Here is a 17178-nt window from a genome sequence, read left to right on the forward strand (position 1 = left end):
GCGCGCCCGGCCTCACCCCTCCCGGTCTGGCGAGCTCGCCTGCGCCCAGTACCGGCGCGGGATCCGGCCGGCGTGCCGGGCGTCCCAACCCGCCTCGACCCCACGGCGCATCGCCCGCGCCATCCGCTCCGGATCCGCAGCCCGGGTGACCGCGGTGGCGAGCAGGACGGCATCACACCCCAGCTCCATCGCCAGCGCGGCCTCCGACGCCGTGCCGATACCCGCGTCCAGAACGACCGGCACACCCGCCTCCGCCGTGATCATCTCGATGTTGTGCGGGTTGCGGATCCCCAGACCGGTACCGATCGGCGAACCCAACGGCATCACCGCGGCGCACCCGGCCTGCTCCAGCTTGCGGGCCAGCACCGGGTCGTCGTTGGTGTAGGGCAGCACGGTGAACCCGTCGTCGACGAGTTGCTCGGCCGCGTCGAGGAGCTCGACCGGGTCGGGCAGCAGGGTGCGCTCGTCGGCGACGACCTCGAGCTTCACCAGGTCGGTCTCGAGCGCCTCCCGGGCCATCCGGGCGGTCAGCACGGCCTCGGCGGCGGTACGGCAGCCCGCGGTGTTGGGCAGCACCCGGATCCCGAGCCTGCGCAGCAGGTCCAGCAGCCCGGTCCCGCCCTCGACGTCGACCCGGCGCAGCGCGACCGTGGTCAGCTCGGTCCCGGAGGCGACCAGCGCCCGTTCCAGGATCTCCAGGTTCGCGGCGCCACCGGTGCCCATCACCAGCCGGGAGTCGAACAGGTGGTCGCCGAAAGCCAGCTTGTCCATCGTCATCCTCCCTGCACGGCGGTCAGCACTTCGAGCCGCGCACCCTCGGCCGGCACGTACTGCGCCCAGGACGCGCGGGGCACGACCTCGCCGTCGACCGCGACGGCGATGCCGCGCTCGGGCAGGCCGGCGTCGGTGAGCACCCGGGCCAGGTCCGTCCCGTCGTCGATCTCGTGATGCTCGCCGTTCAACATGATCAGCAATCTCGGCTCCTCCCGGCCGCGAGCATGTCGGTGCCCGCGCCGCCCGAACTCCGCTCGGTATCGGTGTGGGTGTGGGTGTGGCTGTCGAAACGGCCCGGATCGGCGGCGCGGGCCGCCTCGGGGACGGCCTCGTCGCGCAGCAACGCGGTCACGGTCGCCGCCGTCACCGGGACGAGCAGCATGCCGTTGCGCCCGTGCCCGGTCGCGGCGATCAGCCCCTCCGGACCGGTACGGCCGATCAGCGGCAGGTTGTCCCGGCTGCCCGGGCGCAGACCGGCGGCCGACTCGGTGAGCGCGTACTCGGCGATCCCGGGCAGGACCCGTTCCGCGTCCCGGAGCAGGTCGCGGACGCCGCCGACCGTGACGTCGGTGTCGAAGCCGTTCTCCGAGGTCGTCGCGCCGATCACCAGGTCGCCGTGCCCGGGCAGCACCCGCGGGACGGCGTACACCGGGCGCCCGTCGACCAGCGCCCGGACCGTGCGAACCGGTGCGGGCAGCGCACCGCGGCGCCGGCTGAGCCGCAGGATCTCGCCCTTGACCGGGCGGACCAGCCCGTCCAGGGCCGGGTGCAGCGCCGACGAGTGCGCTCCCGCGGCGACCAGCACGACGTCGGCCTCGATCTCGGTTCCGTCGGCCAGCCGGACGCCGTGCACCCGGCGCCCGTCGTCGCGGACCCGGTCGACCGCACGGTCGTCGACGTCCACCCCGGCCCGTGTGCACGCGGTCCGCAGCGCCTCCAGCAGCCTGCGGTTGTCCACCGACGGGTCGGCCGGGACCGACAGCCCGCCGCGGACGTCCGGCCCGATCGCCGGTTCGAGCCGGCGCAGCTCGCGCCCGGTCAGCCGCTGCACCGGGCGGTCCAGCGACTCCAGATGATCGGCGAGGGCGGTCAGCTCGTCGCGGTCGCCGGTGCCGGTCGCGGCGACCACCGTGCCCGCGGTGTGCAACCCGGCGTCGGCACCGGCCTCGGCGGACAGCTCCGCCGCGAACTCCGGCCACCGCGCCACCGAGTCCAGCCCGAGCGCGAGCAGGTCCTCCTCGCCGGGCCAGGCCTCGGTCACCGGGGCCAGCATCCCGCCGGCCACCCACGACGCGCCCCGGCCGGGGGCCGGGTCGAACACGGTGACCCGCCAGCCCGCCCGTGCGGCCGCGCGGGCGGCGGCCAACCCGATCGCGCCCGCGCCGGCGACGGCCAGGCGGCCCTGCTGACATACGGCCATGGATCTCACCTCGCTCCCTGCGCCGGCATGACCCGGATCAGGTTCGACGGTCGGGACCGCGGTCAGGTCCCCTCTCAGCCCGCTCGCCGGGCTCCCGTGGGTCTCACGTGTCCCCCAGGCTACGCCGTAGCGTGCGCCCCGTGTCCGAGACCGATACCCGTTCTGCCCGGATCGCCCGCCTGCAGCAGGCGCAGCTCTACCTGTGCACCGACGCCCGCACGGGGCGGGGTGACCTGGCCGCGTTCGCCGACGCCGCCCTCGCCGGTGGGGTCGAGATCGTCCAGCTGCGGGACAAGGGCGGCCCCGACGGCCCGCTGGAGGCCAGGGCCGAGCTGGCCGCGCTGGAGGTGCTCGCCGACGCCTGCCGCCGCCACGGTGCGCTGCTCGCCGTGAACGACCGGGCCGACGTCGCGCTGGCCGCCGGTGCCGACGTGCTCCACCTCGGCCAGGACGACCTGCCCGTGGAGTGGGCGCGCCGCGTCGTCGGTGACGACGTGGTCGTCGGCCGGTCCTCGCACAGCCCCGAGGAGACCCTGGCCGCGGCGACCGAGGACGGCGTCGACTACTTCTGCGTCGGGCCGTGCTGGCCGACGCCGACGAAACCGGGCCGTCCCGCGCCGGGCCTGGACCTGGTCCGCACCGTCGCCGGGCGGGCACCCGAGCGGCCGTGGTTCGCGATCGGCGGGATCGACGAGCAGCGGCTCGACGAGGTGCTCGAGACGGGGGCGAGCCGGATCGTCGTCGTCCGGGCGATCACGGAGGCGGACGACCCGCAGGCCGCCGCGGCCCGGCTGAAGGCCCGGCTGGGGACGCGGCCGGCGGCCGGCCCGGAGACGCCGCAGACCCCCTGACGACGACGGCGCCGGTGGGCGATGCCCACCGGCGCCGGACGCGTCGTCTCCGGTCGGAGCGTCAGTTGCCCGAACCCGAACCCGGGTCCCCGCCGTCCTGCTGGGACCGCCCCTGCTGCCCGGAGTCGGAACCGGAGCCGGAGCCCGGGTCCTGGGTCGGCACGACCCGGTTGAGGGTGTCCCCCAGCGGGTTGCCGCTGTCGCCGGAGCCGGGCTCCGAGCCGGAACCCGAGCCGTCCCGCGACGACTCCGACTCCTCGGTGCTCGTCCCCGAGGAGGACTCGGGGGCGCTGCTCTCCGACTCGCCGGTCGAGGTGGAGCTCTCCGAGGTCGACGACGAGTCGGTGCCGGTGCCCTCGTCACCGTCGTCGGCCGGTGCCGGCGGCGGGCCGCCGCGGACGACGTTCCCGATCGAGGTGCCGGAGCTGTGGCCGGCCAGCGACGATCCCTTGACGACCTCGATCCCGGTGATCAGGAACATCGCCACGCCGAAGGTGAGCACACCGGCCACCGCGGAGACGACGATCGTCCTGCGGGTGGGCCGGACCCGCCGCAGCCCGCCGAACCACGACGTGGCCCGGCCTCCGGCGTGCGCCGCCGCCGGCCGCCCGGCCCGCGACGGGTCGAGCCGCACGGTCTCCTCACCGGTCGGGCCCGCGACGCCCCGGCCCGACGACTCCCGGCCCGACGACTCCCGGCCCGAGGACTCCCGGGCCGCGGCGGCGGTCCCGGCGGCGACCCCCTTGCCCTTGCGGGCGGCGGCCTTGTCCTTGAGCTCGAGCGCCTTGTCCCGGCCCTGCTCGAGCCCGCGCGTCAGGAACGCGCTGACCAGCGCGTAGATGACCGACCCGAGGGCCGCACCGAGCACGGTCCCGATCGCGCCCAGGAACGAGCCGAGGATCGCGCTGACGACCGACGCGCCGGCGCCGGCCGCGATGTCCGTCGGACTGAGGCTCTCCTTCAGCGTGCTGGTCTCCTTCGCGGAGCCGTCCGAGCCCTTCGCCGAGCCCGCTGCGGCATCGCCCCCGTTCGGGCCCCCGCCGTTCGGCCCTCCGCCGAGGGGACCGTTGGGGCGACCCGGCCCGGCGGCCGGGCGCAGCTCGGTGGGACCGCCCGGCATCGCCCGCGTGGGCGGCTGCCCGCCCGGCGGGGTCCCCGGGGGGACGCCCGGACCGGGGACCACGCGGGTCGGGCGCTGACCGCCCGGTGTCCGGTCCGGTGGGACGCCGGGGCCGCCGTGCGGCGGGCGGGACGGTGCGGCACGGCGTTGCCTCGGGACGTTCGGTGCGTCCGCGGCCGAGACCGGCCGCCCGGTGGTGTTCGGGGGGACGGGGCGGGGAGATCCGGGCGCGCCTCGGTCGACGTCACCGCGGCCGGGCTCCGGAGGGCGCTGGTGTGGCATGGCTCCTAGCAGTGATCATCGGGGAGGCGGCTCTCTACGGGAACGTCCGGGCGCCCGTGGAACGCACCGGACGATCACCCGATGTGGTGACCCTCACGCAGGTGAGCGAAGATCACGTTCGGGTCACGATTCTAGTCGCACCGGGGACCGGCCCCGTCACCGGGGGTGACGAATGCCCGGGTGATCGTCCGGCAGCGCCGTGCGCAGCAACGGCCACGACACGAGCACGCTCAGCCCGACCAGTAGCGGGCTCAGCACGGTCCGCGCGAGACCGAGCAGCACGACCTCGTTCGCCGCCCACAGCGGGAGGAACACCGACAGCCGGATCGCGTACTGGCAGACCCACGCCCACGAGGCGCGCTGGTAGCCACGGAGCAGGTCCGGGTCCCGCCGCCACCGGGTCCGCTGACCCAGCAGCCCGCCGACGATCGCACCGAGCAGCGGCCACCGCACGACGACCGAGATCGCCCAGGCCAGGGCGCTGCCGACGTTGGACACGATCTGGACCAGGAAGAAGTCCGACGCCCGGCCGGTGATCAGCGCGATCGCCGCGGCGACGATCACCCCGGCCAGGCCGAACAGCACCGCCCGCGGCTTGCGCCCCCGGGCGAGCCGCCAGACCGCCACCGCGGCGCCGGACACGATCGCCGCCCCGGCCCCCCAGTTGATCGGGTACGCCGATCCCGCCCAGCCCGCGAGCACCCAGGCCAGCACGAACGCGACGACGGGCACCGTCGCGTCGACGGCACCCGCGCGCCCACCGAGCAGTTCGGAGAGCTTCGGGTCCGGTCGGGGCGTGGCGCGGGGGGCGGGATCGCGGGTCACCCTGCTGAGGGTGCCCTATCCAGGCGGCGCAGGTCGACGAATCGAGTTGGCGCGCACGGCCGGAGCGGCCGATCATGGGGGTAACGCAGGACGTCCGCGCGGTGAACACCAGGTGGGCGTTCCGAGCGGACCGACCCGGCGACCCGGCCGAAGGGGGGCGGTGCACATGCAGCACCACAGCTACGTCGCACTCGGCGACAGCTTCACCGAAGGACTCGACGACATCGCCGACGACGGCCGGCCCCGCGGGTGGGCGGACCGGGTCGCCGAGACGCTGGCCGCACGGTACCCGGGCTTCGGGTACGCCAACCTCGCCGTCCGCGGGAAGGTCCTCGACCAGATCGTCGCCGAGCAGGTCCCGGTCGCCGAGGCGATGCGACCGGACCTGATCACGTTCTGTGCCGGCGGCAACGACATCATCGGCTGGACGTGCGACACCGACGACCTGGCCGCCCGGTTCGACGCCGCGCTGGCCCGGCTGGCCGCGACCGGGGCCGAGGTGCTGATCTTCACCGGCTTCGACCTGCGCCGGATGCACCCGTTCATCCGGCGCCTGCGCGGCAGGATCGCCTGCTACAACGAGCTCATGCGGGCGTCCGCCGAACGGCACAACTGCCGGGTGGTCGACCTGTGGGCGATGAGCGCGCTCGCCGACCCACGGGCGTGGGGCCCCGACCGGCTGCACCTGGTGCCGCACGCGCACGAACGGGTGGCCTGGCGGGTTCTGGAGGCGCTCGGCGAGCCGGCCGGGGACTGGCGGGCGCCGTGGCCGGAACCGGACGGCGGGCCGGCCCCGTGGCGGGCCCGGCAGCTGGACGACCTGCGCTGGGTCACCCACCACGTGATGCCCTACGTCCGCAAGCGGCTGCGCGGGGCGCACACCGGCGACGGCTACCTGCCCAAGCGCCCGACGTTGTCCCCGCTGCGCGGAGCCTGACGCCGAACGCGTCCCGACACCGAGCGGGCCCGGAACGGCGGCGGCGCCCGCCCGGAGGACCGGACGGGCGCCGCTGTCAGCTGACGATCTTGTAGTGGTTAGCGCGTCACCTGCGCTCCGGGGTCATCGCACCGGCGTGAAGTCACGGGAGCCGACGTGTGCCGGTCGCGGCTTCGGCGCGGAGAACGGCTCCACGCAGGTGTTCTCGACGCTGTTGAACACCAGGAAGATGTTCGAACGCGGGTACGGGGTGATGTTGTCCCCGGAACCGTGCATGCAGTTGGAGTCGAAGAAGGTCGCCCCGCCGGCGTCACCGGTCATCATCGCGATGCCGTGCCGCTCGGCGAGCTTGGAGATCGAGTCCGGGTCCGGGGTGCCGATCTCCTGTTCCTTCAGCGAGGACAGGTGGTTGTCCTCGGGGGTCTCGCCCACGCAGGAGACGAATGTCCGGTGCGAACCCGGCATGATCATCAGACATCCGTTGAACGGGTGGTTGTCGGTCAGCGAGATCGAGCAGCTGACCGCGCGCGGGCCGGGCATGCCGTCCTCGGCGTGCCAGGTCTCGAAGTCGGAGTGCCAGTAGAAGCCGCCACCCCCGAGACCGGGCTTGTAGTTGATCCGGCTCTGGTGGACGTAGACGTCGGAGCCGAGGATCTGGCGCGCGCGGGACAGCATCCGCTCGTCGCGGACCAGCCGGCCGATCGCCTCCGAGATCCGGTGGACCTCGAAGATCGAGCGGACCTCCTCGGAGGACTTCTCGATCACGCAGCGCTGGTCGGCCCGGACGGCCGGGTCGTTCGCGAGCCGGTCGAGCTCGGCCTGATACCCGGCTACCTCGTCCGGGGTGAGCAGACGCGGAACCTGGACGAAGCCGTCGCGCTCGTGCGCGTCGAGTTCCTGGGCGCCGCACATCCCGGTGCTCGAGCGGTCACCCCAGACGGTGGGCTCGGCACGGTCGATGAATGCGGGGGTGTTCGACACGCGGGTGGGGTAACGGTCCCCGGTACGGACGAACTGGTCGAGGTCGGTGGTCCCGGCGACAGCAGTCACGGGCGTTCCTCCTTGCGGTCTTACGTTCCTTTCCACGGGATCGGCCTGCATCTAGACCACGAGGGACGTTCCCGCTGTCACACAGCGGAAACGTCCCTCGCGATGACTGGGCTACGCCGGTGGCCCGGCGGCCGCCGTCGGCCTAGTCCTCGACGATCAGCGGGTAGACGCCGTTCTCGTCGTGCACCTCGCGGCCGGTCACCGGCGGGTTGAACACGCAGACGGTCTTCATCAGCGTCTCCGGACGCAGCTGGTGCTTCTCGTTGCCGTTCAACACGTAGATCGAACCCGGCTTGAGCTGGTACGTGACGTCGTTGTCCTTGTCGTAGAGCTCGCCCTCACCCTCGGTGATGAAGACGGCCTCGATGTGGTTCGCGTACCAGAAGTCGTTGATCGTGCCCGGCTGGAGCACGGTCTCGTGGACCGAGAACCCGACCTTGTCGTTGCCCAGCACGATGCGCTTGCTGCGCCACTGCTTGTTCTCGGGCTCGACGTCGCGCTCGGTGCCGGTGATCTCGTCGAGAGTACGGACGATCATGGGGTTATCAGCTCCCGGTAACGGTTCGTACGGACTCGCCGATGATCGCAAGGCCCTCGTCGATCTCGTCGTCCGAGGTGGTCAGCGGCGGCAGCAGCTTGAGGACCTCGTCGTTCGGTCCGGCCGTCTCCAGCAGCAGCCGCTGCTCGAAGGCCTTTCCGGCGACCTTCTCGGCCAGCCCCTCGTCCTCGAACTGGATGCCACGCGCCAGGCCACGGCCCTTGGCGAACATCTCCGTACCCCGGTTGTCCGCGATGATCCGGTTGAAACCCTCTTCGATCTTCTCGCCCTTGCGGACGGTGTCCTTCTCGAGGGTGTCGTCGGTCCACCAGGTCCGCAGCGTGTGGGTCGCCGTGACGAACGCCGGGTTGTTGCCGCGGAAGGTGCCGTTGTGCTCACCCGGGCCCCACTGGTCGTGCTCGGGCTTCATCAGCACCAGGGCCATCGGGAGGCCGTAGCCGGAGATCGACTTGGAGATCGTGACGATGTCCGGCTTGATGCCGGCGACCTCGAACGAGAAGAACGGGCCGGTGCGGCCGCAGCCCATCTGGACGTCGTCGACGATCAGCAGCAGGCCCTTGCGGCGGCACAGGTCCTCGAGGCCCTGCAGCCACTCGATCCGGGCCGGGTTCAGGCCGCCCTCGCCCTGGACGGTCTCGACGATGACCGCGGCCGGCTCGTTCAGGCTGGACCCGGCGTCGTCGAGGACCTTCTCGAACCAGAGGAAGTCGGGCATCTTGCCGTCGAAGTAGTTGTCGAACGGCATCGGCGTCGAGTGGACCAGCGGGATGCCCGCGCCACCGCGCTTCATCGAGTTGCCGGTCACCGACAGCGCACCCAGCGTCATGCCGTGGAACGCGTTGGTGAAGTTAATCAGCGCTTCCTTGCCCGTGATCTTGCGGGCCAGCTTGAGCGCGGACTCGACGGCGTTGGCACCCGTCGGACCGGGGAACTGGACCTTGTAGTCCAGGCCGCGCGGGCCGAGGATGATCTCCTGGAAGGTGTCCAGGAACTCGCCCTTGGCCCGGGTGTACATGTCCAGGCCGTGGCTGACGCCGTCGCGGGTCAGGTAGTCGATCAGCGGTTTCTTCAGCTCGTCCGGGTTGTGCCCGTAGTTGAGCGCACCCGCGCCGCCGAAGAAGTCGAGGTAGGAGTTGCCGTCGACGTCGGTCAGCCGGCTCCCCTTGGCCGTGTCGAAGACGACCGGCCAGTTTCGGCAGTAGCTCCGGACCTGTGACTCGAGATCCTCGAAAACGGTCATTTCTTTCCACCCTCTGTGTTGTGCACGCCGGCGGAGCGTGTGATCGGGCCGATGCAGTACAGGTGCTCCGGCTCGTGGCCGTCGCCGAGCAGCTCGGGACCGAAGAGGTCCTCGCGCTCGATCGACGTGTGGTGTCGTCTGGCGAAGGAGCTGAACAGCCGGATGGACGACTCGTTGTCCGGGGTGATGGTCGTCTCCATCCGGTCCACTCCCGCCGTCGCGACCGCGCGGTCCCAGGCCGCGTCCAGCATCCGCCCGGCGAGACCGGCCCCGCGCGCGATCGGGTCGACGCACACCTGCCAGATGAGCAGGGTGTGCGGGGCCTGCGGGCGCAGGTAGCCGGTGACGTAACCGACGGCCAGGCCGTCGTCCCGGCGGGCGATCACGGACGTGTCCGCGAAGTCGCGGCCCCACAGCACGTAGGCGTAGCGGGAGTTCGCATCCAGCGTCTGCGACTCGACGGCGAGTCGCCACATGTCCGCTCCGTCCGCCGGTACCGGCGCGACGATCTCGTAGGAGACGTCGTCGGAAGGGGCGGCGTCGGCGGTCGCGTCACCGGAGCGGTCGGCTCCCGGTGACGGTGCTGACGCCCGAGGCTCTGCCTGCTCGGGAGCGGTCATGGAGGTCGAGATTAACCGGAGCGGCTGCGTGGTGCAGCCGCTGACAGCCGCACGGCGGATCGACCACCCACTCTGATGTGACGGCGACCACAGCGCTCCCGAGGCGGACGGATCGGGCGTCCTCGCAGCGAGGGCGGCGATTTCGCCGGGGGCCGCGACCGGCCCGGGCGGTCTCACGCCGGGGCTCCGACCGAGATGCGTGGCGCTCGCCACGCTCCGCCACGAGGCGCGCGCACATTCGGCCGTTCGTGCGGATGCACTTGCATCTGCACGGATTCGAGAGCCACGATAGAGCCTCCGCCGAACCACGCCCGGAGGAGTTCATCGTGTCGGTGCCACCCGCCAGCACGCGCCAGGTGCCGTCCTCGAGCCTGCCCGAGCCGGGGGCCGGCGAGCCGGGGGCCGGCGAGCCCGGGGTCAGCGAGCCCGGGGTCACCGTCACGTGTGCCCAGGACGGGCACAGCCACGTCGTCCCGCCCGCGGTGCTCGCGGACTCGCTGACCGCAGGGAGCGGGCAGTGCACCGCCGTGTGCGGTCACGTCGTGCTGCCGGCGTCGCTGGCCTCCCCGCCCGGGGACCGCTGCCTGCTGTGCGCGGAGACCTCCGGCCTGACGCGTCGGTCCGCCCGCCGGCGGACGTGGAGCGGGCGGGTCCGCGCCGTGCGGTTCGCGTCCTGACGTCGTTCCGCGAGCTTCTCAGCGGCCGCCGCTGACGTCGAGCACGGTGCCGGTCACGTAGCCGGCCTCGTCGGAGAGCAGCCAGGCGATCGCCGTGGCCACCTCCTCGGGCCGTCCGGCCCGGCCCATCGGGATCGAGGACGCCATCCGCTCCACCCGGCCCGGCTCACCGGCGCGGGCGTGGAAGTCGGTGTCGAGCAGCCCCGGCCGCACCCCGACGACCCGGATGCCGTCGGCGGCGACCTCCTTGGCCAGCCCGACCACCAGCGCCTCGACGCCGGCCTTGGCCGCCGCGTAGTCGTTCCACTCCTCGGGTGAGCCGAGCACGGCGGCCCGGGAGGTCACGTGCACCACCACGCCGCCGGTGCCGCCGTAGCGCGGGGACAGCCGGTGCACCGCCTCCCGGGAGCCGAGCAGCGCGGCCCGCAGGTTGAGGGCGAGGACGGCGTCGATCCGCTCATCGCTCATGCCCTCCAGGCGCTGCCGGGAGGGTGCGCCACCGGCGTTGAGGACCACCCCGGACAGCGGGGCCGGCATGGCGCCCGCCTCGTCGAAGAGCCGCTCGACGCCGTCGGCGCGGGTGAGGTCCGCCGCGACGGCGCGGGCGTGCACACCCGCCGCGCGGCAGTCCGCGACGACGGCCGCCGCGTCCTCCGGGGAGGCTCGGTGCCCGATCACCACGTCGTGGCCGCGGGCGGCCAGCAGCCGCACGGTGGCGGCGCCAACGCCCCGGGCGGCACCGGTGACGAGCACCGTCATGCCGGCCTCAGCCGCGGTGCTCGCCGGCCGGGGGCGCAGTGGCCCCGGCCGTCGCGTCGCCCGTCCGGGCGGCGTCCGCCTCGATCCCGGCCGGGCGGTCGTCGTCCCGCAGGACGCGCATCTCGCTCTTCAGGATCCGGCTGGACCGGCCGACCGACCGGGCCATCTCCGGCAGCTTCTTCGCGCCGAACAGCAGTACCAGCACCGCCAGCACGATCAACCAGTGAGTGGGGCTGAGAGCACCCATCGGCGCCTCCTCGCTCGTGGACGACACCCGGCCGGGCATCCGTCGTGGTCAACGAGTCGCCGCCGCTCCGGATGCGCCGGTGAACCCGGTTGTCCGGACCGGTGCGGGCTGCTGGGATCGGCGGACGTGGAACGTTTCCTCGTGACGGGCAGCTCCGGGCACCTCGGCGAGGCACTGGTGCGCACGCTGCGCGACGCCGGTGTCCCGGTCTCCGGGCTCGACCGGGCGCCCTCGCCCTGGACCGACGTCGTCGCCCCGCTGACCGACCGGGCCGCGCTCACGGCCGCGCTGGCGGGGGTCACGCACGTCCTGCACACCGCCACGCTGCACAAGCCGCACGTCGGTTCGCACACCCGGCAGGACTTCGTCGACACCAACGTCTCCGGCACCCTCGCGGTGCTCGAGGAGTCCGCGGCCGCCGGGGTGCGCGGGGTCGTGTTCACCTCGTCGACGAGCGCGTTCGGGCGGGCGCTCACCCCGCACCGCGACGGGCCTGCTACCTGGATCGACGAGACGGTCGTCCCGCGGGTGCGCAACGTCTACGGGGCCACCAAGACCGCGGCCGAGGAGCTGTGCGAGCTGGCCGCGCTCGACCCGGGCCTGCCGGTCGTGGTCCTGCGCGTGGCGCGGTTCTTCCCGGAGGCCGACGACCGCGACGAGGTCCGGGCCCGGTTCGACGACACGGCGCTCAAGGTCGTGGAGTACTGCCATCGCCGGGTGGACGTCGCCGACGTGGTGAGCGCCCACCTCGCCGCGGCACGGCGCGCCCCGGAACTCGGCTTCGCCCGCTATGTCGTGAGCGCCCCCTCTCCGTTCACCCCCGGCGATCTGTCCGACCTCGGGCGGGACGTGCCCGCCGTGCTCGCCCGGCGCGCGCCGGCTGTGGCTGCGCTGCTGCACGAACGCGGCTGGGCGGTGCCGGCGGTGGACCGCGTGTACTCGTCGGCCCGCGCCGTCGCCGAACTGGGCTGGACGCCGCGGTGGGACGCCGAGGCCGTCGCCGCGCGGGTCCGTGCCGGGCTCTCCCCGCGCAGCCCGCTCGCCGACGCCATCGGGTCGAAGGGTTATCACGCGGAGCCGACCGGCGTGTACACCCGGTGAGTTCACCTCACCGAACCAGGTGACTGTGGTGCACAGGGGCTAACGCAACGGGTACGGACGGCGGTATGGGTGTCACAGCACCGTGGATGTCGACACACCCGCGACACCGCCGCACCGAGCCCGGAGGTCCGCAATGACCGGCCCGCAGCAGTCCCGCCCGTCCCCGCGACCGCGGCACGGCCGGGCGGACGACGACTTCCCCGACAACTCCTACCAGGGCGGCGGGGGGTATCCGGACCTGCGGGCGTCCCGGCCGGTGGAGCGTCCGACGCCGTCGTCCGGTGGTGGGTACGAGGACCTCTACGGCGGCACCGGCCCGCAGCCGGTGATCGACGACGCGGCCGGCTACGGCGCGGGGGACGCCGGCGACACCCCGGCCCGACCGGCCTACGGCGAGTACGGCGACCCCGCCTCCCGTGGTGGCACCGCGATCGACGGCGGGCCGGCCTATCCCGGGTCCGCGACGGCCCCGTCCGGCACGGGCCACGACTCCGCGGGGCAGGCGAGTCCTGCCGCCGACCGGCGCCCGGACCACGACACCGCCGACGCGACCGGGCCGGTGGAGTACGCCCGTGCCGCCCCGGCCCCCGAACCCGCACGGGCCGTCGAGGCCCCGCGCACCACCGGGCCCGCCGGAGCCGACCACACCGCCGGAGGCGACCGCACCACCGAACCCGCGACCGCCGAGGTCCCCGCGCCGCGGGGTGCCCCCGAGAGCGGGCGCCGTCCGGCGACGGTCGCCGAGGCCGCAGCGGCGCGGTTCGGTGCCCCGGCCCCGGCCCCGGCGGCGCCGGGTCCCGGGGAGGGTGGCGGCGCCGCCGGGACCACCGGCGCCGCTGCCGCTGCCGGTGCCGGTGCCGCTGCTGCGACCGGGACCACCGGAGCGGCTCCGGCACGCGGCGACGCGCGACACGGCGAGGCAGTACCGACAGTGCAGCCGACCGGTGGGCAGCCGACCGGCGAGCAGCCGGGTGGCGAGCAGCCGGGTGGCGAGCAGCCGGGTGGCGAGCAGCCGGGTGGCGGACGGCAGGGTCCGGGCCGGCAGCAGGCCGACGGCCGGCAGCACGAGGGCCCGCAACAGCAGGGCCCGCAACAGCAGGGCCGGCAGCACGGGGGCAGGCAGGGTCACACCGCGGCACCGCTTCCGACCGTGGCGAAGGACCCGACCGCGGTCACCGTCCTGCGGGTGATCACCTACGTGCTGGTGTCGCTGTCCTGCCTCGTCTTCCTGGCCGGGGTGGTGTACGGGGTCGTCGCCTGGTTCGAGCTGCGCGAGGCGCTGAGCACCTCACCGTTGTTCGGCGGACCGTCCCTGTTCGGCGGCTGACCGGTCGAGCACGGCCCGCATCCGCGCCTCGACACCGGCGGGGTGATGGCCACCGGGTCCGGACGCTGCTGGGCCGGCCCGAGTACGAACACGGCGCCCCCGCTGGAGCCGAGGAGCCTCACGCGGTGCGCGCTCAGCACGTGCTCGACCAGGGCAGCGAGGTCGGCGACGCACAACGCGACCGGGGACTCGGCGACCGGGGAGCCGGCGTCCGGACATCGAAGGTGAGGTGCGCGCCGGGCCGGCGGAGCAGGCCGGTGGTCACAGCGGCGGTCATCGCGGCTCCCGGGTACGACGACGCGGCGGTCACAGGTCATGACCCTCGGCGCGCCCGGACCCCGTCGCCGTACGCTGGGGCGAACCCCGACGGAACGGACGATCCACACGTGCGGACCCGCGTCGCCCCGCTGCTGGGCGTGCTGCTCGTGCTCGCGCTGCTCGGCGGCGGCCTGGTGTGGTTCGCCGCGAGCCGCGGGTTCACCACCGAGGACCTGTGGGAGATCGTCGATCCCCCGCCGCCCGAGGCCTGCTCCGAGCCCGACCCCACGACCGCGACCGCCCTCGACCCCGGCCCGCCCCCGACCGGCTGCCTCACCCCGTCCGCGGCGCGTCTGCTGGACGCGGCGACCGACCGGTTCGGCGAGCCCGGCCCGGACAGCGGGATCCGCGCGGTCACGTGCTGGTCCGAGCACGCGTGGAACCCGTCGAGCGACCACCCGGCCGGGCGGGCCTGCGACTTCTTCCCGGCCGCCTACGGCGCGTTCCCGGTGGGCGCGGACCTCGACGACGGCTGGGCGCTCGCGAACTGGGCCCGGGACAACGCCGCCGAGCTACGGGTGCGGTACGTGATCTGGCAGGGCCGGATCTGGTACCGCGGCACCGGTGACACCGGCACCGGCCGGGACGGCTGGGGCCGGCCGTACACCGGCGGCGGGGTCTACGACGCCGACGACGCCACCGGCGGACACTTCGACCACGTGCACATCAGCCTCCGCCCGTGAGTGGAATTCGTGGCCGGAACCACGATTTCCACTCACAGCACCTTGTTGCCGTACATCTCCCCCAGCGGGTCGGCGATCAGCTCGATCCGGGCGCCGTCCGGGTCCCGGAAGTACACCGAGACGCCCGAGTGCACCTCGTGCTCGACACCGGCCTCGGTCAGCCGGGCCACGAGCTCGTCCCACCGGGACTGCTCGACGCTGATCGCCATGTGGTGCAGGCCACCGAGGACCTCGGCGTAGGGGCCCACGTCGAGCCCCGGGAAGTCGAAGAACGCGAGCAGGTTCCCGTTCCCGATGTCGAAGAAGAAGTGCGACGACCCCGGGTAGTCCCGGTTCTCGATCAGCTCGGTGAGCGGGAAGCCGAGAACGTCCTGGTAGAAGCGCACGGTCCGCTCGACGTCGCTCGACACGAGCGCGGTGTGGTGCAGGCCCCGCGCGGTCGAGGCCGGGCGCTCGCCCAGCGGCTTCAGGTGCGCGTCCCGGATACGGTCGCGCTCGGCATCGAGGGCGGCAGTGTCGGTGGCCGCAGTGTCGGTGGCAGCGGGGTCGGTAGCGGCGGTGTCGGTGGCGCCGGTGGCGTCGGTGGTGCTCATGGTCGTCATCCCTTCAGCAGTGCGGTGAAGTCGGGCACGTCGGCGAACTCGTCGGCGCGGACGCGGAGCGGGCGGGCGGCCACGGCCCCGGCCAGCTCGTCCGCGGCGCGCTCGACGCGCGACTGCAGCGAGCCGGCCGCCTCGGAGGCTCCCCAGTCCTCCGGGGCCGCGAACACCGCCGTCGGGACGACGGCGGCGCGCAGGTAGGCGAACAGCGGACGCATCGCGTGCTCCAGCGCGAGCGAGTGCCGCCCCGTGCCGCCGGTGGCGGCGACGAGGACCGGGACGCCGGTGAGGGCGTCCCGGTCGAGCACGTCGACGAACGTCTTGAACAGACCGCTGTAGGACGCCGAGAAGATCGGCGTCACCGCGATCACGGCGTCGGCACCGGCGACCGACTCCAGCACGGGGCGCAGCGCCTCGTTCGGGAAGCCGGTCACCAGGTGGTCGGCGAGGTCGCGGGCGTGGTCGCGCAGCTCGAGGACCTCGACCTCGCTCTGCTCACCCCGGCGCACCAGGGCGTCCCCGGTGGCCGCGGCCAGCCGGTCGGCCAGCAGCCGGGTCGACGACGGCGTCGACACCCCGGCGCTGAGCACGACGATCCTGCGGGTCATCAGGCGACCTCCCTCTCCGTGTGCTCTCCGGTGTGCTGCTGGTCGGTGTGCTGCTGCCCGGTGGAGCGGGCCGCGACGCGGGACGCGTGGGTCGGGGCGTCCGGCACCCCGGCCGGGCGCAGCGCGGCGAACTCCTTGCGGAGGACCGGCACGACCTCCTCACCGAGGATGTCGAGCTGCTCCAGCACCGTCTTCAGCGGCAGGCCCGCGTGGTCGATCAGGAACAGCTGGCGCTGGTAGTCACCGACGTACTCCCGGAACCCGAGGGTCCGCTCGATGACCTGCTGCGGGCTGCCCACCGTCAGCGGCGTCTCCCGGCTGAAGTCCTCCAGCGACGGCCCGTGCCCGTAGACCGGGGCGTTGTCGAAGTACGGCCGGAACTCGCGCACCGCATCCTGCGAGTTGGGCCGCATGAACACCTGCCCGCCGAGCCCGACGATCGCGCGCTCCGCCGGTCCGTGGCCGTGGTGCTCCCAGCGCTTGCGGTAGAACTCGACCATCCGCTTCGTGTGCGTCGCCGGCCAGAAGATGTGGTTGTGGAAGAAGCCGTCGCCGTAGTATGCGGCCTGCTCCGCGATCTCCGGGCTGCGGATCGACCCGTGCCAGACGAACGGCGCGACGCCGTCGAGCGGGCGCGGGGTCGAGGTGAAGCCCTGCAGCGGGGTGCGGAACCGCCCCTCCCAGTCGACGACCTCGGTGTCCCAGAGCTTCCGCAGCAGCGCGTAGTTCTCGATGGCCAGCGGGATCCCGTTGCGCAGATCCTGGCCGAACCACGGGTACACCGGGCCGGTGTTGCCGCGGCCGAGCATCAGGTCGACGCGGCCGTCGGCGAGGTGCTGCAGCATCGCGAAGTCCTCGGCGATCTTCACCGGGTCGTTGGTGGTGATCAGCGTGGTCGACGTGGACAGCTGCAGCGTCTCGGTGACACCGGCGATGTAGCCGAGCGTGGTCGTCGGCGACGACGAGAAGAACGGCGGGTTGTGGTGCTCGCCGATCGCGAAGACGTCCAGGCCGACCTCCTCGGCCTTGCGCGCGATGGCGACCGCGTCCTTGATCCGCTGCGCCTCGGTGGGTGTGCGGCCGGTCGTCGGATCGGTCGTGACGTCGCTGACCGTGAAGACTCCGAACTGCACGGCTACCTCCCGTGGTTGTTGAACTGTCATCTACATCCTGCTCCAACA

20 protein-coding genes and 1 riboswitch are annotated in these 17178 nt (G+C 73.5%); of the genes, 6 read left to right on the forward strand and 14 right to left on the reverse strand.

The window, feature by feature from the left end:
- Nucleotides 1-12: 12 nt before the first annotated feature.
- From thiG to thiO, 3 genes are all read right to left on the reverse strand, one after another.
- Complete coding sequence (thiG, locus tag BM093_RS01915) at nt 13-771, reverse strand: thiazole synthase (RefSeq protein WP_177238216.1); 759 nt, start codon at nt 769-771, stop codon at nt 13-15.
- Nucleotides 772-773: 2 nt separating this feature from the next.
- The gene (thiS, locus tag BM093_RS01920) at nt 774-965 is read right to left on the reverse strand and encodes a sulfur carrier protein ThiS (protein ID WP_342742956.1); all 192 of its coding nucleotides are present in this window, start codon (nt 963-965) and stop codon (nt 774-776) included.
- 2 nt (nt 966-967) lie between these two features.
- Nucleotides 968-2194: a glycine oxidase ThiO gene (thiO, locus tag BM093_RS01925; RefSeq protein WP_093336158.1), complete on the reverse strand. Its 1227-nt coding sequence runs from the start codon at nt 2192-2194 to the stop codon at nt 968-970.
- A riboswitch (TPP riboswitch) is annotated at nt 2192-2302 on the reverse strand. It overlaps the preceding gene by 3 nt.
- Before the next feature lie 23 nt (nt 2303-2325).
- Between thiO and thiE the strand changes: the two genes are divergently transcribed.
- Nucleotides 2326-3045, forward strand: a complete 720-nt coding sequence (gene thiE, locus BM093_RS01930; RefSeq protein ID WP_177238217.1) for a thiamine phosphate synthase — start codon at nt 2326-2328, stop codon at nt 3043-3045.
- Nucleotides 3046-3106: 61 nt separating this feature from the next.
- On the opposite strand, the gene BM093_RS01935 is transcribed toward thiE, so the two are convergent.
- Both BM093_RS01935 and BM093_RS01940 read right to left on the reverse strand, forming a co-directional pair.
- Entirely contained in the window at nt 3107-4165 is a 1059-nt protein-coding gene (locus BM093_RS01935) for a hypothetical protein (RefSeq protein ID WP_093336164.1), read from the reverse strand.
- A 438-nt stretch (nt 4166-4603) separates the two neighbouring features.
- A complete protein-coding gene (locus BM093_RS01940) occupies nt 4604-5272 on the reverse strand; it encodes a DUF3159 domain-containing protein (protein WP_093336167.1) in 669 nt (222 codons plus the stop codon).
- A gap of 166 nt (nt 5273-5438) precedes the next feature.
- On the opposite strand from BM093_RS01940, the gene BM093_RS01945 reads away from it, so the two are divergent.
- Nucleotides 5439-6209 (forward strand): SGNH/GDSL hydrolase family protein, encoded by a 771-nt coding sequence (locus tag BM093_RS01945; protein ID WP_093336169.1) that lies wholly within the window; start codon nt 5439-5441, stop codon nt 6207-6209.
- Between the two features lie 123 nt (nt 6210-6332).
- Here BM093_RS01945 and thpD read toward each other — a convergent pair whose 3' ends face one another.
- The 4 genes from thpD to ectA all read right to left on the reverse strand — a co-directional run bounded on the left by thpD (nt 6333) and on the right by ectA (nt 9678).
- Nucleotides 6333-7259, reverse strand: a complete 927-nt coding sequence (gene thpD / locus BM093_RS01950; RefSeq protein WP_093336172.1) for an ectoine hydroxylase — start codon at nt 7257-7259, stop codon at nt 6333-6335.
- A gap of 142 nt (nt 7260-7401) precedes the next feature.
- A complete protein-coding gene (locus BM093_RS01955) occupies nt 7402-7797 on the reverse strand; it encodes an ectoine synthase (protein ID WP_093336174.1) in 396 nt (131 codons plus the stop codon).
- Nucleotides 7798-7804: 7 nt separating this feature from the next.
- Nucleotides 7805-9058 carry a diaminobutyrate--2-oxoglutarate transaminase gene (ectB, locus tag BM093_RS01960; RefSeq protein WP_093336176.1) on the reverse strand — a complete coding sequence of 418 codons (1254 nt, stop codon included), beginning with the start codon at nt 9056-9058 and terminating at the stop codon, nt 7805-7807.
- On the reverse strand, nt 9055-9678 hold the full coding sequence (gene ectA, locus BM093_RS01965) for a diaminobutyrate acetyltransferase (protein ID WP_093336179.1): 624 nt from the start codon (nt 9676-9678) through the stop codon (nt 9055-9057). Before ectA ends, ectB begins: the two co-directional genes overlap by 4 nt.
- 326 nt (nt 9679-10004) lie before the next feature.
- On the opposite strand from ectA, the gene BM093_RS01970 reads away from it, so the two are divergent.
- Nucleotides 10005-10355, forward strand: a complete 351-nt coding sequence (locus BM093_RS01970; protein ID WP_093336183.1) for a hypothetical protein — start codon at nt 10005-10007, stop codon at nt 10353-10355.
- An 18-nt stretch (nt 10356-10373) separates the two neighbouring features.
- Here the strand turns inward: BM093_RS01970 and BM093_RS01975 are convergent, their stop codons facing one another.
- Nucleotides 10374-11114, reverse strand: coding sequence for an SDR family oxidoreductase (locus BM093_RS01975; protein ID WP_093336187.1), 741 nt, complete (start codon nt 11112-11114; stop codon nt 10374-10376).
- 7 nt (nt 11115-11121) lie between these two features.
- Nucleotides 11122-11361, reverse strand: a complete 240-nt coding sequence (gene tatA / locus BM093_RS01980) for a Sec-independent protein translocase subunit TatA (protein ID WP_218162622.1) — start codon at nt 11359-11361, stop codon at nt 11122-11124.
- Between the two features lie 141 nt (nt 11362-11502).
- Between tatA and BM093_RS01985 the strand changes: the two genes are divergently transcribed.
- The 3 genes from BM093_RS01985 (at nt 11503) to BM093_RS01995 (ending at nt 14790) form a co-directional block, all read left to right on the forward strand.
- The gene (locus BM093_RS01985) at nt 11503-12462 is read left to right on the forward strand and encodes an NAD-dependent epimerase/dehydratase family protein (RefSeq protein WP_245773234.1); all 960 of its coding nucleotides are present in this window, start codon (nt 11503-11505) and stop codon (nt 12460-12462) included.
- A 133-nt stretch (nt 12463-12595) separates the two neighbouring features.
- On the forward strand, nt 12596-13789 hold the full coding sequence (locus tag BM093_RS01990) for a hypothetical protein (RefSeq protein ID WP_093336193.1): 1194 nt from the start codon (nt 12596-12598) through the stop codon (nt 13787-13789).
- A 386-nt stretch (nt 13790-14175) separates the two neighbouring features.
- Nucleotides 14176-14790 carry a VldE C-terminal domain-containing protein gene (locus BM093_RS01995; protein WP_093336196.1) on the forward strand — a complete coding sequence of 205 codons (615 nt, stop codon included), beginning with the start codon at nt 14176-14178 and terminating at the stop codon, nt 14788-14790.
- A gap of 32 nt (nt 14791-14822) precedes the next feature.
- Here the strand turns inward: BM093_RS01995 and BM093_RS02000 are convergent, their stop codons facing one another.
- Genes BM093_RS02000 through BM093_RS02010 form a run of 3 tightly spaced genes read right to left on the reverse strand, consistent with a single transcriptional unit; the run spans nt 14823 to nt 17130 of the window.
- Nucleotides 14823-15383: a VOC family protein gene (locus BM093_RS02000; protein ID WP_245773235.1), complete on the reverse strand. Its 561-nt coding sequence runs from the start codon at nt 15381-15383 to the stop codon at nt 14823-14825.
- A 5-nt stretch (nt 15384-15388) separates the two neighbouring features.
- The gene (locus BM093_RS02005; RefSeq protein ID WP_093336199.1) at nt 15389-15997 is read right to left on the reverse strand and encodes an FMN reductase; all 609 of its coding nucleotides are present in this window, start codon (nt 15995-15997) and stop codon (nt 15389-15391) included.
- Nucleotides 15997-17130 carry an LLM class flavin-dependent oxidoreductase gene (locus BM093_RS02010; RefSeq protein ID WP_093336202.1) on the reverse strand — a complete coding sequence of 378 codons (1134 nt, stop codon included), beginning with the start codon at nt 17128-17130 and terminating at the stop codon, nt 15997-15999. The genes BM093_RS02005 and BM093_RS02010 overlap by 1 nt, the downstream gene beginning before the upstream one ends.
- Nucleotides 17131-17178 lie beyond the last annotated feature (48 nt).

Source organism: Pseudonocardia ammonioxydans (assembly GCF_900115005.1).
Lineage (GTDB): Bacteria > Actinomycetota > Actinomycetes > Mycobacteriales > Pseudonocardiaceae > Pseudonocardia > Pseudonocardia ammonioxydans.